Source organism: Streptomyces sp. NPDC102283, assembly GCF_044766265.1.
In the GTDB taxonomy this organism is placed as follows: domain Bacteria; phylum Actinomycetota; class Actinomycetes; order Streptomycetales; family Streptomycetaceae; genus Streptomyces.
On record NZ_JBIWLQ010000019.1, the window covers coordinates 24,303 to 40,313 of the forward strand.

A 16,011-nucleotide genomic window follows, 5' to 3' on the forward strand; every position below is an offset into this window, starting at 1 on the left:
GGGAAGTGATCAGAGAGAGAGGCCCCACGTGTTACGTGCCCCGCTCGACCTGCCGTTCAGGGGACGGGACGACGAACTGTCCCGGGTCCGCCGTGTGCTCGACCACGCGTCGCGCGGCGGTTGTGCGCTCCTGGTCGTCGAGGGACCACCGGGGACCGGCAAGACACGCCTGCTGCGGGCCTGCGCCCAGGAGGCGGCCCGGCTGGGCTTCCACGTCCCCGGCGAGACCCGCGTACGCCGCCAACTGCCGTCCCTGGTCCGCGGCAGAGGGACCGGCCCCGGCCGCCCCGGCCGGATCGGCCGACCGGGGATGCGCCGCACGCCGGTCCTCGTCCTGGTCGACGAGGCGGACCACCTGGGTTCGGACGCGGTGAACGCCCTGCTGAGGCGTGGTTCCGGACCGCACGGCGTGCCCACCGTCTGGGTGGTCGCCCACCGCTCGGGGCGCGGCTGCGAGAGCCTGGCTGCCGTCCTCTCCACCCGCTGTGGGCTCGTGGAGCGCCTCACTCTGGGTCCGCTCGCCCCCGGCGTCATCGCCGCCCTGGCCGCCGAAGCCCTCGGAGCGCCCCTGTCGCCTCCGCTGCGACAGCTGATCGAGAAGGCCGGCGGCCACCCCCGGCTCACGTCGGAACTGCTCCTCGGGCTCCAGGAGGAGGGCGCGGTCGAGACCGGCTCGGGGCTCGCCCACCACACGGCCACCCGGCTGCCCGAACGGCTCCACCGGCAGGTCGAGGAGACCATGGCCGGCTACTCGCGCGACTGCCGCCAACTCCTCAGCGTCGCCGCAGTGCTGGGCCGGGAACTGGACTACGAGATCCTCGCGCCGATGCTCCGCACCGCACCCTCCGCCCTGATCCCGCTCTGCGAGGAGGCGTGCACGACGGGCGCGGTGGTGGGGGACGGCGGGCGGACGGTGTTCCGCAACGAACTGACGCGGGAGATCCTGGCCGAGGCGGTACCGGCCGCACTCCGGCGGGCGCTGTGCCGGGAGGCGGAGGCGCTGCGCACGGCACGTGCCGCCGGTCCCCTCGTTCCCGTACCGGCCGGGGCCGCCGCCCCGGCCGGCCGGCCGGAGGCGACGGCGGGGATCCCGCTGAACGACCGGCAGGCGGCCGTGGTCCGGTTGGTCAGGGCGGGCCTGACCAACCAGCAGATCGCCCGCCGTCTCGACGTCTCCCCGCACACCGTCAACTACCACCTGCGCAGGCTGTTCAGCAGCTTCGGCGTACGGTCGCGGATCGATCTGCTGCGCGCGGTCGAACAGCGCGTCCAGGCCGTCCAGACCGCCCCGGCCTCCCGGCCCGGCACGGAGTACGCCCGCTCATGACCACCGGCGGGCGGTCCGGACGGACCGGGCCGGGTCGGCCGGGTCGGCCGGACGGCCCGGCCGACCCGGCAGGCGGCCGGTCAGTCCGTGAGCGGCCGGAGATAGCGGTCCAGCACCGGATCCGGCAGCACCCGGGCCAGCACCCCGGCCCGCCGCGCGTCGTCCCCGACCCGGTAGCGGGCCCGCGGCCGCGCCGCGGTGAGGGCCTTCACCACCGCCGCGGCGAAGTCCCCGGGCCGTGTTCCGGCGGCCGCGGCCCCCGCCTCGTTCTGCCGCAGGAACCGCAGGAACGGCACCCGGTACAGCTCCGCCACCGACTCCTCCACGCCGGCCAGCGCCGCCTCGCCGCCCGCCGACACCTTGCTCCAGATCGGCGTCATGATCGCGCCCGGCTGCACCACACTCACCCCGATGCGCTGGGGCCGGAGCTCCCGGCGCAGCACATCGGTCAGGGCCTCCTTGGCGAACTGCGCGGCGGCGTAGGCGCCCAGGTAGGGCAGCGCGACGCTGCCCAGGCCCGAGGTCACGTTGACGATCCGCCCCCGGCTGCGCCGCAGGTCCGGCAGGAACGCCTGGGTGACCGCGAGCTGACCCACCACATTGGTGTCGAGCTGCTGCCGCAGCTGTTCGGGGTCGACACACTCCAGCGGCCCCGAGACGCAGATCCCCGCGTTGTTGACCAGCCCCCACAGCGGTCGGCCACCCCTCAGGGAGGCGATCTCCCGTGCCGCCGAGGCGATCGAGGCCCGGTCGGTGACATCGACGCGGACCGCGGTGATCCGGCCGTGCGTCGACCGCCCGGCCAGCGCCTCACCGTCCGCCTCCTTCCGTACGCCGGCGAAGACACGGAACCCGGCCCGCTCCAGCCGCAGCGCGCACGCCTCGCCCAGACCCGACGAGGCGCCGGTGACCAGCACGGCCCGTCCGTCCGGTGCGGGGGAGGGCTTCCTACCGGCCGCCATGGATGTCCTCCGATACGGAAGAGGCGCGGGGGAAGGTCAGCGCGCCCTCCAGCACAGCGGTGAGCCGCCCGGTGGGCAGGAACCTGAAGTAGGCGTCCCTGACCGGTCGCCGGACCGGATTCACCGACTGCTCGAAGGTGCTGATGGACCGGGAGGCGGCGACGATGCCCCGGGTGCGCTCGCGGCGCTCGTCCTCGTACCGGCGCAGCGCGACCGTGCTGTCCAAGGCCCCGGCCAGGTGGCGGGCCAGGACGACGGCGTCCTCGATCGCCATGCAGGAACCCTGCCCCAGGCTGGTCAGCATGGGGTGGGCCGCGTCGCCCAGCAGGGTCACCGGGCCCCGGCCCCAGCGCTCCAGGAAGGCCCGGTCGCGCGAGGGGACGGCCAGGATCGACTCCTCGGGCGTCCGCGCGATGGCCTCCTGCACCTCCTCGGCCCACCCGGAGAAGGCGCGTCGCACCTCCGCCTTGGACCCCTGCCAGTTGTTCGACTCCTCGGGGGGCATGTTCTTCGTGCCCCACCAGTAGAGGGTGCCGCCGCCCATGTCGACCAGGCCGAACCGCTGCCCGCTGCCCCAGAAATGGGTGACCGAGCCCCGGGTGAAGTTCGGGTGCTCGAACGGAACGAGAGCCAGCCAGCAGATGTAGCCGCTGTCCCGGGACGGTTCGTCCGGGCCGGTGAGCTGGCGTCGGACGGCGGAGTTGAAGCCGTCCGCACCGACGAGGAGGTCGCCGTCCGCCCGGGTGCCGTCGGTGAAGTGCACGCGCACCCCGCCCCCGGGCCGGTCCGGGTCGAACCGGTCGGCCTGCGCCCCCAGCACGATGGGAATGGACCCGGCCGCCTCCAGCAGGGCGGCCTGGAGCGCGGAACGGGTGATCAGAACGCTCGGCACCCCGAGCCGCCCGATGATCTCGGGTAACGGGAACTCCCGGATCAGCCGCCCCCGAGCGGTCCTGACGTGGTACGACTCCAGGACCTGGCCGCGCTTCTCCAGACCGAGATCGATTCCGGCGGAGTCCAGGGCGGCCAGCGCGTTGCTCATGACGGAGAGCCCCGAGCCGGCGGTGCCCAGCTCGGCGGCCCGCTCGTACACCTCCACGTCGAGTCCGGCCCTGCGCAGGGCCACCGCGGCCGTCAGGCCGCCGATGCCCGCACCGATCACGATCGCCTTGCGGCGTGCTTGCGTCATGTCACTCTCCGATCAGTTCGGTGACGACCCGGGCGAGGTGGGCCACATGGGGCTCCTCCATGATGGTGAGGTGGTCGCCGGGCACGTCGATGACCTTCAGTTCGCCGCTGGTCCGCTCCCGCCAGCCGTTCGCCGGGTCCCGGTGCAGGGACTCGATGGCCGTGTGCATCGAGTCCAGGACCTCGGGCAGCGGCTCGGAGGCGTGCACCAGCACCATGTCCTGGTCGACCGGCTCCGGCCGGTAGGCGAAGGCCGCCCGCCAGTTGGCCTCGTACACATGGAAGAGACGCCGCACCACCGCTCCCGTGCTGCCCGCCGGCAGCACACCCTCGTCGACGGCGAGCCGGGCGATGAAGTCGAACTTCTCCTCCAGCGTCCCCAGCCCGGACGGGATGGCCTCCAGGGGGGAGTCCCCGCCACGCTGGAGCCACAGCAGCTCCCAGAAGAACCAGCCCAACAGGGCGTCGTCGTCGGTGGTCAGCCGTCGGCCGGGGTTGAGCGCGGTGGTGTCCAGCAGCACGAGGCGCGCTATCTCCTGTCCCTCCCGCCGCAGTTGGCGTGCCATCTCGAAGGCGACGAACCCGCCGAAGGACCAGCCGCCGATGACGTACGGACCCTCGGGCTGAACCCGCCGGATGGCCTCGACGTATCCGCCGGCGATCTCCTCCACGCTGCGCAGCGGCTCGGTCCCCGCGTCGACCCCGACCGCCTGGAGCGCGAACAGCGGCTGGTCGTCCGGGAGGTGCTTGGCGAAGCGGACGTAGCACAGGACGTTGCCGCCCATCGGGTGGACGAAGAACGCGGGGCGCCGGTCGCCGCCGGGACGGATCGGCACCAGCGGGTCGAACGCCGCGCTCACGCCGCCCGCCCGCAGCCGGTCGGCGAGCTGCGCCACGGTGGGTGCGGAGATGAACTCCGAGAGCGGGATGCTCACTCCGTACCGCTGCTCGATGAGCATCACCAGCCGCATCGCCGTCAGCGAGGTGCCGCCCAGATCGAAGATGTTGTCGTGGACCCCCGGCACCGGCAGCTGGAGCAGCTCGCCGAGGAGATCGGCCAGCGCTTGCTCGTACGCGTCGCGTGGCGGCGTGTCGTCGCCCGCCCGTCCCGCGGTCAGCGGGATGCGGCGCAGCGCCGCGTCGTCGCGCTTGCCGCTGGGGGTGAGCGGCAGCCCGGGCAGCCACTCGTAGTGCGAGGGCAGCATGTACTCCGGCAGGACGGTGCGCAGTTGCTTGCCGAGCTGACCCAGATCGGTGTGCTCGCGCTCACCGACGAGGAACGCCGCGAGGAAGGAGTCGTTGCCCTCGCGCCGCCGCGCGACCACCGCCACGTCGGCGAGTCCGGGGTGATCGGCGCCGAACCGGCCCACGGCGAGCTCCACCTCGGCCGGCTCCACCCGGAAGCCGCGCACCTTGACCTGCGCGTCGGCGCGCCCGAGGCAGACCACCGAACCGTCCGGCAGGACGACACCGAGGTCCCCCGTGCGGTAGAGGCGGCGGCCCGGCGTGCCGTCGGGGTGGGAGACGAACCGCTCGCCGGTCAGCTCCGGTTGATGGAGGTAGCCGTCGGCCAAGCAGGTGCCGCCGAGGTGGATCTCCCCCTTGACGCCCGCCGGGACCGGCCGCATCCTCGCGTCGAGGACCAGCACCTCCGAGCCCGTCACCGCCGTCCCGATCGGCGGCAGCGGCGGCCACGACGCGGGGTCGCCCGTCATCGTGAAACTCGTCACCACATGCGACTCGGTGGGGCCGTACTGGTTCTCCAGCAGCACCCCGGGCAGCGCCGCGCAGAGCCGCCGGATATCCGGGGTGACACGCAACTGCTCGCCGGAGGAGATCAGCGTGGTGAGTGCGCGGGGGAAGACGCCGAGCGTGGTGGCCGTCTCGGCCAGTTGCTGGAGGGCGACATAGGGCAGATACATCCGCTGCACCCTCTCCCGGTCCAACAGCCGCAGCAGCGCGGGCAGATCGCGTCGCTCGGTGCCGGAGAGCAGCAGCAGGGTGCCGCCCCCGCAGAGCGTGGAGAAGATCTCCTGGAAGGAGACGTCGAAGCTCAGCGGCGCGTACTGCACGGTCGTCCCGCCGACCGCCCCGCTGGGAACGCCGTTCTGCCAGGCGATCAGCTGGGCCAGCGAGCGGTGCGGCATCGCCACGCCCTTGGGCCGGCCCGTCGAGCCGGAGGTGAAGAGGACGTAGGCCGTGCTGTCCGGCGTCACGGCGGGCAGCGGCCCACCGCCGTCCGGCCCGGCGAGGGCGTCCTCCGCCAGGAGGACGGGCACACCGTCCGGCAGCAGCTCGCTCCGCGTCCGCTGCGCGACCACCCGCAGCGGCCGGGCCTGCTCCAGCATCGCCGTGAGCCGCTCCCGCGGGTAGTCGGTGTCCAGCGGCAGCGCGGCGGCCCCCGCCTTCAGTACGCCCAGGATCACGGCGACGGCCTCGGGGGAGCGGTCCATGGCGATGCCGACACTGTCACCGGGAGCCGCGCCCAGGGCCAGCAGCCCGCGCGCCACCCGGTCGGACGCCCGCCCGAGGTCGGCGTACGTCCAGCGCTCCTCGGCGAAGACCAGCGCGACCGCGTCCGGGGTCTGCTCCACCCGCTCCCGTACGGCGGTGACCACGTCCACCGGCACGGTGGCGGGCCCGGTCGGCGCGGGCGCCAGGTCCGGGACGCCGGCCCGCAGCGCGGCGTGCGGCGGTTCCTCGGGGTGGTGTGCGAGAGCGCCGAGGAACGTGCCGAAGCGCTCCGCGTACAGCGCCGCCTGGTCCGGGGTGAAGACGCTGCCGCGGAAGTCCATCCGCAGCCAGAGGTGGCCGTCCGCCGGATCGGCCACCGCGTTGACGAGCAGGGCGAAGTTGGTCTCCTCCCAGGCGTGGAAGGCGTCCATCCGCACACCGGGGAGCGACAGGACCGGGGCGAGCTGCCGGAAGTGGATGTAGTTGAACGCGGTGTCCAGCACCGTGGTGCCCAGTTCCTCCTGGACGGCGCTGAGCGGGTAGCGCCGGTGCGGGTGGCTGAGCTGCTCCTGCCGAAACGTTTCGCGGGCCACGTCGAGGAGGCTCTCCCGGTCGGTGGCCAGGCGCACCGGCAGGGTGTTGAGGAACAGGCCCACGATGCGTTCGGCGCCGTCCGTGTCGGGCCGGCCGTGGGTGACGAGCCCTGTCGTGACGTCGGTGGTGCCGGTGAACAGACCCAGGGTCAGGCAGTGCGCCGCGAACAGCACCGACTTGACGGGCAGCGCGTGCTCCCGCGCGAACGCCCGTAGAGAAGAAGCGAGTTCGTGAGGGAGGTCGATCCGGCGGGTGATGAGCTCCTCGCTGCCGGGTGCCGCGTGCGGCCGGAAGCCGTCGAACTGCGGGAGGACGGAACCCGCCAGATACCGCGACCAGTACGTCCGGCTCTCCACGGACTCCAGCGCCGCGCGCTCGGCCGCCACGTGCCCGGCCGCGGACGGCAGCCGGCCGCCGGGCACCGGTCCGATCCCGGCCCCGACCGCGTGCAGATAGTCCTGGAGCAGCTCGCCGACCACGTTGGCCACACTGCCGCCGTCCAGCAGTGCGTGGTGGAAGTTGAGGACCAACTCCACGCTGTCCGGCAGGAGATGGGCGCGGAAGTGGTAGAGCGGGGCGTCGGTGAAGACGTACGGGTGGTAGCGCCGCTCGGCGACGTACGCCGCGATCTCCTCGCGCGCCGCCTCCGGCCGCAGCCCCCGCAGATCCCGGACGGAGAGCCCGCGCTCCGCCTCCTCGTGGACCAGTTGCAGCGGCTCGGAGAACCGGCCGAGGTCGAAGGAGGAGCGCAGCGCCGGATGGCGGGCCACCGACCGGTCGAAGGCGGAGCGGAACGGCCCTTCCTGCCAGGGGAGGCTCAGCGAGTACTGGAAGACGTCGCGGTAGACGGCGGACGCCTCCTCGGCGCGGCTGTGGTAGATCAGGCCGAGCTGGAGGCGGGAGAGCGGCTGCGCGTCCTCGATGCCGGGCGTGCCTTCGAGCCGGGCCACATCGACCCGGGAGACCAGGGCGAACGGCTCGTACCCGCTCTCCGCCGGAGCGGCGGGCCCCTCGGTCACCACCGCGGCCAGCTCCGCGACCGTCGGGTTGCGGATCAGGTCGGTGAGCGAGAAGTGCAGCCCGAGCTTCTCGGCGGCGGCCCGCACCCGCAGCATCAGTATCGAATCGCCGCCGAGCGCGTAGTAGTTGTCGTGGATCCCCACGTCGCCGACGTCCAGCAGCCCGGCCCACACCTGGGCCAGCAGCCGCTCGGTGCCGTTGCGCGGAGCGGTCGCGGTGCGCGGTGAGCCGGCCTCCGCCGCCGGTTCGGGCAGCGCGCGCCGGTCGGCCTTGCCGTTCGGGGTGAGCGGGACGGCGTTGATCCTCACGAAGTGCGCGGGGACCATGAACCCGGGCAGCGTCGCGGCCAGAGCCGACCTCAGCGCGGCGTCGTCCAGGGCGACATCGCAGACGTAGTAGCCGACCAGGTAGGTGCCCCGGGCGGAGGAGAGGCGGTCCACGACGACCGCGTCGCGGACGCCGTCCACGGCGGCCAGCGCGCTCTGCACCTCGCCCGGCTCCACCCGGTTGCCGCGGATCTTGACCTGCCCGTCGATCCGCCCCAGGTACTCCAGCGTCCCGTCGGCCAGCAGCCGCGCCAGGTCGCCCGTGCGGTAGAGCCGGCCCTCGCCGGAGAACGGGTCGGCGGTGAACCGCTCGGTGGTCAGCTCCTCGCGGCCCAGATAGCCGCGGGCCACCTGCACCCCGCCGATGCACAGCTCACCCGGCAGCCCGGGGGGCTGCTGGTTCCCGGCCGGATCGAGGACGTAGAGCTGGGTGTTGTCGACGGGACGGCCGATCGGGACCCGGACCTGCGGCGTCCCGTCCGGCGCTCCGGGCAGATCCTGGAAGGAGACGTCCACGGCCGCCTCGGTCGGCCCGTACAGGTTGACCAGCAGTGGACCGGAGCCGGCGGAGTGCGGGCCGAAGACCCGGTGGAACTGGTCCACCCGGGCTGCCGGCAGCGCCTCCCCACTGCAGAAGACCCGGCGCAGCGAGGCGGCGTCGGCGCGCAGGGCGGGGTTCTCCTCCAGCAGATCGAGGAAGGGGCCGAGCATCGACGGCACGAAGTGCAGGGCGGTGACCCGCCGCTCCCGCACGGTCCGCAGGATGTCCCGGGGGTCCTTCTCTCCGTCGACCGGCAGCAGCGCCAGGGACGCCCCCTCGACCGCCCACCAGAACAGCTCCCACACCGACACGTCGAAGGAGATCGGCGTCTTCTGGAGCAGGACGTCGCCCTCCCCGATCGGATAGCGGCCCTGCATCCAGGCCAGCCGGTTGACCACCGAGCGGTGCTCGACCATGACGCCCTTGGGGCGGCCCGTCGAACCGGAGGTGTAGATGACGTACGCGAGGTGGCGCGGCCCGGCGGTCGGCGGCAGCGGACCGGACGGCCCACGCAGCAGGTCCCGTACGGTCAGCACCGGTACGGCCGGGTCCACGGCCGTCGGCAGCGGCTCGCCGGACGTCAGGACGACGCCCGCCCGGCTGTCCCGGAGCAGAAAGGCGATCCGCTCCTGCGGGTATCCCGGGTCGACCGGAACGTACGCGCCGCCCGCCTTGAGGACGCCGAGGAGCGCGGCCAGCAGGTCGGGACCGCGCCGCAGGGCCACGGCCACCCGGTCGTCCGGGCCCACGCCCCTGGCCCGGAGGGCGCGGGCGACCTGATTGGCCCGCGCGTCGAGCGTCGCGAAGTCGATCCGCTCCCCGGTGGCGTCGTCCACGACCGCCGTACGGCCGGGGTTCGCCGCGGCCTGCTCCTCGAAAAGCCCGTGCAGCGTCCGGTCCGCCGGGTGGGGGACGTCCGGCCCGCGCGCCGCCCGCACCAGTTCCGCCCGTTCCGCGTCGTCGGTCAGGGGGAGGGCGGAGGCGGGCAGCTCAGGGGTCTTCGCCGCGCCCTCCAGCAGCCGGCGCAGCCCCTCAACCACGCCCGTGACGGGGAGGTCCTCGTCGAAGACGTCCAGCGCGTAGTCGAGGGCCACCCGCAGCGAGCCGTCGCCCTCGTCGGCGTGGACCGTCACCGCGAGTGCGTCCCCGCGATGCACGGGCGCCAGGATGGACGCCACGCGCGTGATCCCCGCGGGGACCTCGACGGCCGGGAACCGTACGTACGACAGGGTGATGTCGAAGAGCCGGCGCGCACCGCCGGGCAGCTCCCCGACCGTGCGCAGCACCTCGCCCAGTGCGAGACGCTCGTGGTCGCGCAGTTCCGCGGTTCTCGTCCTGACCTGCTCGGCGAGATCGGGCAGGGACGCGTCCGGGGTGAGATCCACCCGCAGCGGCAGACTGTTGGCGAACTGCCCGACGACGGAGCGCGTCCGCTCGTCCTGCCGGTTGAGGAACGGCACACCGAGCACGATCTGCTCGCTGCGGTGCACCCGGGCGAAGTACGTGGCGAACGCGGCGGCGACGTGGCCGAAGGGCGAGCCGCCGCCGTCCCGTATTCGGTCCACCAGCGACGCGTCCACGCGGAACCCGTATCGCGCCCGACCCGGTCCGGCTAGGGCCTCGGCAGCCGCGGAGCGCGGGAAGAGCGCGGGGACGGTGTCCCGGTGGGCGTCGCGGTGGAAGGCGAGGTCGCGCCCGTGGGACGCCGATTCCCGGTAGGCGGCGTCGGCCTCCACCACCACGCTGTGGGGGAGCGGGGCCCCGTCCGCGCCGCCCCGGGCGTACGCCTCCCACATCTGACCGCTCACCACGTTCAGGGCCCAGCCGTCGACGACGAGATGATGGGCCTTCAGCGCCAGGTGGACCGTTCCCGCGCTCTCCCGGACCACCAGGGCGGAGACGAGCGGGGAGTCCTGAACGGTGAACGGCTCGGCGAGGAAGCTCTCCAGCCGGGCGGTGACGGCCGCCGCCGGGTCGCTCTCGGCCGACAGGTCCTCGTCCGGCACCCATACGTCGGGCCACGACCCGGCATCACCGGACCACTGGAACGGTATCCCTTCCCGCTCACCGAACCGGAGCCCGAAGGCCTCGTGGCCGCGGAGGGTCCGGGTCAGCGCCTCGCGCAGCGCGTTCGTGTCCACGGGACCGGTCAGCCGTTCATGCTGGACCACATTGAACTGCGGGTCGCCCGGCGTCCTGGATTCGGCGGCCCAGATGTCTTTCTGGTAGGACGTCAGAGAAATCTCACGGTGCGTACTCACGGGTTCTCCCATTCGTCGGCACTCCGGTGCGCATCGCTCAGGTCGATTCGTCCGGAACGATAGGCATCCGGTGATCGGCGAAACCACTACTCGAATAGGTAGGGGTCGGTGCGCTCCCGGGGCCGAGCCGAGTGCTACTCGTGTGAGCAGCGACAACGGCGGAACCAAGGGGAGAACAAGGGCCGTTGCGATGGAACTGTTCACGCCCGCTTCATGATTCTCGCCATGTATGTCACGGGAGGAAACACAAGGGCGGGGAAGAGTGGCCTTCGGTCGTGGTGATCGAGGAGCGCAGGAATACGGCCACGGCCCGCCGTGAAGTTCTCACGACGGGCCGCATTCCCGGAAGCCGGGTCTCCCGCGACACTCCGTCCGGGACGGAAGAGAAGCTCTACACCCTGCTGCCTGCCAGTTCGGCCATCATCCGGGTCACCTGCGCCGCCGAGGTGCCCAGACCCGTGGGGCCGCTCAGATGCCAGGGGGTGTCGTTGCCCTGTCGCAGGTCCTCCTCGCGGTAGCGCCGACAGCCCCGGTGCCAGATCAAGATCCCCGCGATCCAGTGCTTGAGCTCCTGCACATAACCCGCCAGAACCTCCCGCGCCTCGGCGTCCAGGCCGAAGTCGTCGTACAGCACGGGAAGTTCGACCTCGGCGACATGCAGGAACTGGCGCAGCCGCGAGTTCATCAGGTCGTGCACGATCGCTACGCCCGTCGGATAGTCCACGCCGAAGAAGTTCTGCACGACCAGGACGCCGTTGTGGACCTCGCCCTCGTACTCGATCTCCTTCTGGTACGAGAACAGGTCGTTCATCAGGCACGCGTAGTCCGCCGCCGCGTTCTCCAGGGAACGCATCGGACCACTGCGGTAGACCTCGTCGGGAACCTTCCTGCCGTGCCCGAGCCGGCACAGGCTCATCGTCAGGTCCGAACCGAACGTCGCCCGACGCATCTCCACGTAGTCCACCGGATCGGGGATACGGTTCTGCGCCTGGTTCGCCAGCTCCCACAGCCAGCTCTCGGTCATCGACTCGATCGCCGTCCGGAAGGCGCGCCGTCCGCTCGGATCCATCGGAGCGGCCGTCCTGCGCCACAGATCGCCCAGACTCCGCTCCAACGCGTTCACCGGCTCCGGTGTCCCCTCGGCGTCCAGCGGCATGAACAGCGAAAGCCGCTCGTTGGCCAGCCGTGCCCCCGCCAGGTCCCGGGCCCGCCCGTGCACCACCGGGAACCAGTCGTCGCCGTACGTACCCCAGGCCAGCCACCCCGAGGACAGGTCCAGTTCGTCCGGGGTCGCGTCCGGATCCAGGCCCGCCGCGCACAGCGGCAGGTCGATCGCGACGATCCGCCGTTCGTCCCAGATGTGCGAACCCGGCACGCCCGGCTGGGCCTCCAGGATGCCCATCCGCCGCGCCCAGTCGACGATCCTGACCCGGGCTCCCTCCAGGTGCGGGCTCAGCGTCGTCCCGAACGGCAGGTCGAAGTCCGGCAGCAGCGAGGGTCCCACGTGCTGGTACGGCACATGGCTCTGGCTGCGGGCCCGCGCGGTCTCGGAGCGGAGCGTGAACCTGATGGAGGCGGCGGACATCCCGAAGCCGGCCGTTGCCACGCCCGCGCCGCCGCCGTTCGTGTAGCGGCTGGAGCGCATGTGCCACTCGTGGCCGCCGGACTGCCAGTCCTGGAGCCCCTTGACGTACGCCAGCACGGCGGCGGCCTCGGCCGGGTCCAGGCCCTTGCCGGCGCAGAGCGGGCCGAGTTCGGTCAGCGCGGTGTTCTCGAACTGCTGGAGCCGCGAGGTCAGCAGGTCGTTGACCGCCTCGGCGGCCTCCTGCGTGGAGCAGCCGAGGAACTTCTCCAGCACCAGAACGCCGTTGCTGTTCTCCCCCTCGTCCTCCACCTCACGCTGGTAGGAGAAGAGGTCGTTGCGCAGATGCACCCCGTCGGAGAACGCGTCCCGCAGCACCCGCAGCGGGCGGGCGTCGGCGACCGACGCGGGCACCTCGGCGTTCGCCGCGTACTCCACCAGCCCCGCGGACCATGGCGCGCCGCCCACTTTGCGGCGCATCTCGATGTACTCGACGGGGTTCGCGATGCGGCCCTCGTGGATGTTCGCGAGCTCCCACAGGGACTCGTTGAGGAGGTTCTCCGTCGCCTCCGCGAAACGGGCCCGCCAGGCGTCCGACATCGAGGGGACCGTGCGCGCCCACAGATCGGCGAGCCCCGCCTCGACGGGGTTCTCGGGCTCCGGCGTCGGGGCGCCGCGCTCCATCGGCATGAAGGCCGGGAGACGGTCGAGATACCGCTTGCCGCCCTCCCGGTCGGGCGTGCGCTTGAACAGTTCCAGGAAGTGGTCGTCGAAGAAGAAGACCCACACGTACCAGTCGGTGACCAGAGAGAGGGCCTCGGCCGAGCAGTCGGGGTGCGTGTAGGCGCACAGGAGGGCGTAGTCGTGCGCCTCCAGGTCCTTCTCCTCCCAGATGCCGGATCCCTCCAGCATCCTCATGGAGCGGGCCCACGCCCTGGTGTGCGTGCGTGCCACTTCCACATGAGGGTTGAGCCGCGCCGGATACGGAACATAGAAGTCCGGCAGTGAGAAGGGCTGTGCCATGTGCGTCAGGCCTTTCCAGAAGCCTCCGCGCGGGGAAACGCGCGGACCGGTGGTGTCCGCGCAGCACTACCCTTCGGCCATACGGAGCACGCACGGCGGCGATTAGTCACATAATCGCGGCGTTGGTGCGTGCTCGAGAGGCCGTCGTTCGGATGTCGGTCGTTCGGTAGCCGGTCGCTCAGTAGCCGGTCGCTCAGTAGGCGGAGTCGACGTTGTCGATCGAGCCGTACCGGTCCGCGGCGTAGTTGGCGGCGGCGGTGATGTTGGCGACCGGGTCGGTGAGCTTCTTCGGGGTGCCCTTGACGTGGTAGGTGTCGAAGGTGGGCTGGATCACCTGGAGGAGACCCTTGGAGGGAATGCCGTTCTGCGCGTTGATGTCCCAGTCGTTGACGGCGTTCGGGTTGCCGCTGGACTCGCGCATGATGTTGCGGTGCAGCCCCTCGTAGGAGCCGGGGATGTTCTTCTTCTCCATGATGTCGAGCGACTCGCGGATCCAGCCGTCGAGGTTGTTCGCGAACTTCTTGGGCGCGGATGCCTTGCGCTCGGTGGAGCGGTTGGCGGCCTGCTTCTCGGAACGCGCCTCCGCGGCGTCCTTCTCCGCTGTCGCCTTGCGGGCCGCCGCGGCCTTCTTCGCGGCGGCTTCCTTGGCGGCGGTCTCCTGAGCGGCCTTCTTGGCCGCCGCGTCCTTCGCCGTGGGGATGCCTGCGGCGGCGACCGGCTCCACGGAGACGGAGGACCGGGTCGCCGTGGTCTGCGCTTCGCTCGGGCCGCCGGTGGCGGCTATGGCGCTGACGGAACCGGCCGCGACGAGCACGGCGGTGGCGATCTTGTGCGAGCGGGTGATGCGCAGGGTGGAGATGCGGGGCATGCGTGAGCTCTTCCTATGGGGGACGGGCTTCGCGGCCTTCGCGCCGCGTCGGCAGGAACCGCAATGTCCGGGCCGCGTTCGCCGGTGTGCGGTCGACGCCGGTTCGGACTCGGTGCTTGCCGGGATCCATGGTTAGCGGGCACCGACATAGGAAGCAATGACCGCATTTACTACTCTTCATCGTGAGATGCCAATTTATGAGCCATATGGGCGGTTCGTTACGCCGGATGGGAGGGCCCACGCCTACTACCGGAGGTCGTAGGTGACGTGGGTCTCGTGGCGGGCCTCACCCGCGAGGGGCCCCGGGGCGGCACAGGGTCAACGCCCGGTCACGGGGAGGTGCGGCCCGGAAGGGCTCTGGTGGCCGCCGTAAGCATCGGGCGACTCCGTCCCGGAGCATCGGGCCACTCCGCCCCGGAGCGTAGGGCGATTCCCTCCCGGAGCGTCGGCGTCAGCTCTGCCGGGAGGCGGCGGACAGGCCCGGAACGCACAACAGCGCGCTGCGGGACCGGTGTGTCGGCACCGGTCCCGCAGCGCGCTTCTTCTTCACAGTGGTCCGGTCACTGTGGATCTCGGCAGGCGGGCCGTATCCCCGCCGCTTCCTCGTCCGGTCTCAGCGTGTGCCGACCGCGGCCCGCACGGCCCGTCGCGCCATGGCGCAGTCGTCGTGCAGCCTCCGCAGCAGCAGCCGCTGCTCCTCGCCCGAGGAGAGCGCGCCGGGCCGGTCGGCCCCCGCCCCCACCGCGGGCGCCTCGCGCATGGTGCGCTGGACCGCCGTCTCGTAATTGCGGATCTCCCGGGTCAGCACCAGCATCAGGTTCACCAGGAACGCGTCCCGCGCGGCCGGCCCCCTGGCCTGGGCCAACTGGCTGATCTGGCGGCGCGACACCGGGGCGTCGCCCAGCACCGCCCACAACGTCGCCAGGTCGTACCCCGGGAGATACCAGCCCGCGTGCTCCCAGTCGACGAGCACCGGCCCGGTCGGCGACAGCAGGATGTTGGAGAGCAGGGCGTCCCCGTGGCAGAACTGCCCCGTACCCTGCCTGCCGCCCGCGTGGGCCAGACCGTGCAGCAGCTTCTGCAGGTCGCCGAGGTCACGGTCGGTGAACAGGCCGAGTTCGTGGTAACGCGCGATCCGCGACGCGTAGTCGAGCGGCGCCTCGAACAGACCGGGCGGCGGCCGCCAGGCGTTCACCCGGGCGATCGCTCCGAGCGCGGCCCGGATGTCGGCCCGCGGCGGCGCCTCCGCCGGGTGCCGGGTGAGGGCGGCGACCCGGCCGGGCATCCGCTCGATCACCAGCGTGCAGTTCTCCGGATCCGCCGCGATCAGCCGGGGCACCCGAACCGGGGGGCGGTGCCGGACGAACGCGCGGTATGCCGCTATTTCGTGCCGGAACCGCTCAGTCCACGCCGGCGAGTGGTCCAGTAAACACTTCGCGACGGCGGTGGCCCGCCCCGTGGTTCCGACGATCAGGACCGAACGGCCGCTGCGGCGCAGTACCTGGACCGGGTTGAACTCGGGGCAGATGCGCTGCACGGAGGCGATGGCCATCCGCACCTGCGCGCCCTGGGGCCCGGACAGGTCGATCCTTCCGCTGAGCGGTCCGGCGCCCGGTCCCGCGGCCCGTCGGGCCCGGCCCGGACCCTGCGCCGGTGCGGCGGCGTGAGGAGCGAGATAGGGCCCGCCGCCCGCGCCCATCGGGCGGAGCGGACGGGGCGGGGCGGACACGGAGGACGATGCTGTGTACATGGGCGAGACAGATCCCTTCGTGCGCCGACAAGATACGTGCGCCAACCCGGCCGACGGCCGTTCGGCACCCTGGGGAGTACCTAGGGCTGCCGGGCGGGGTGGCGCTTTCCTACCT

7 protein-coding genes are annotated in these 16,011 nt (G+C 72.2%); 1 reads left to right on the forward strand and 6 read right to left on the reverse strand.

What is annotated here, in order from left to right:
- Nucleotides 1-28 precede the first annotated feature (28 nt).
- Complete coding sequence (locus ACIRJT_RS30435) at nt 29-1,327, forward strand: LuxR C-terminal-related transcriptional regulator (protein ID WP_403915366.1); 1,299 nt, start codon at nt 29-31, stop codon at nt 1,325-1,327.
- 80 nt (nt 1,328-1,407) lie between these two features.
- Here ACIRJT_RS30435 and ACIRJT_RS30440 read toward each other — a convergent pair whose 3' ends face one another.
- The 6 genes from ACIRJT_RS30440 to ACIRJT_RS30465 all read right to left on the reverse strand — a co-directional run bounded on the left by ACIRJT_RS30440 (nt 1,408) and on the right by ACIRJT_RS30465 (nt 15,896).
- The gene (locus tag ACIRJT_RS30440) at nt 1,408-2,289 is read right to left on the reverse strand and encodes an SDR family oxidoreductase (RefSeq protein ID WP_403915369.1); all 882 of its coding nucleotides are present in this window, start codon (nt 2,287-2,289) and stop codon (nt 1,408-1,410) included.
- Nucleotides 2,276-3,478: an FAD-dependent monooxygenase gene (locus ACIRJT_RS30445; protein ID WP_403915372.1), complete on the reverse strand. Its 1,203-nt coding sequence runs from the start codon at nt 3,476-3,478 to the stop codon at nt 2,276-2,278. The genes ACIRJT_RS30440 and ACIRJT_RS30445 overlap by 14 nt, the downstream gene beginning before the upstream one ends.
- Before the next feature lies 1 nt (nt 3,479).
- Nucleotides 3,480-10,673 carry an amino acid adenylation domain-containing protein gene (locus ACIRJT_RS30450; protein ID WP_403915375.1) on the reverse strand — a complete coding sequence of 2,398 codons (7,194 nt, stop codon included), beginning with the start codon at nt 10,671-10,673 and terminating at the stop codon, nt 3,480-3,482.
- A gap of 391 nt (nt 10,674-11,064) precedes the next feature.
- The gene (locus ACIRJT_RS30455) at nt 11,065-13,278 is read right to left on the reverse strand and encodes a germacradienol/geosmin synthase (RefSeq protein WP_403915378.1); all 2,214 of its coding nucleotides are present in this window, start codon (nt 13,276-13,278) and stop codon (nt 11,065-11,067) included.
- Between the two features lie 193 nt (nt 13,279-13,471).
- Complete coding sequence (locus tag ACIRJT_RS30460; protein WP_403915380.1) at nt 13,472-14,146, reverse strand: transglycosylase SLT domain-containing protein; 675 nt, start codon at nt 14,144-14,146, stop codon at nt 13,472-13,474.
- Between the two features lie 613 nt (nt 14,147-14,759).
- Nucleotides 14,760-15,896: an aminoglycoside phosphotransferase family protein gene (locus tag ACIRJT_RS30465; RefSeq protein WP_403915383.1), complete on the reverse strand. Its 1,137-nt coding sequence runs from the start codon at nt 15,894-15,896 to the stop codon at nt 14,760-14,762.
- Nucleotides 15,897-16,011: the final 115 nt, after the last annotated feature.

Bases quoted from the DNA above. Each gene is read 5' to 3' on its own strand.
- ACIRJT_RS30440 (WP_403915369.1), bottom strand. From the start codon at position 2,289: ATGGCGGCCGGTAGGAAGCCCTCCCCCGCACCGGACGGACGGGCCGTG.
- ACIRJT_RS30445 (WP_403915372.1), bottom strand. From the start codon at position 3,478: ATGACGCAAGCACGCCGCAAGGCGATCGTGATCGGTGCGGGCATCGGC.
- ACIRJT_RS30455 (WP_403915378.1), bottom strand. From the start codon at position 13,278: ATGGCACAGCCCTTCTCACTGCCGGACTTCTATGTTCCGTATCCGGCG.
- ACIRJT_RS30460 (WP_403915380.1), bottom strand. From the start codon at position 14,146: ATGCCCCGCATCTCCACCCTGCGCATCACCCGCTCGCACAAGATCGCC.
- ACIRJT_RS30465 (WP_403915383.1), bottom strand. From the start codon at position 15,896: ATGTACACAGCATCGTCCTCCGTGTCCGCCCCGCCCCGTCCGCTCCGC.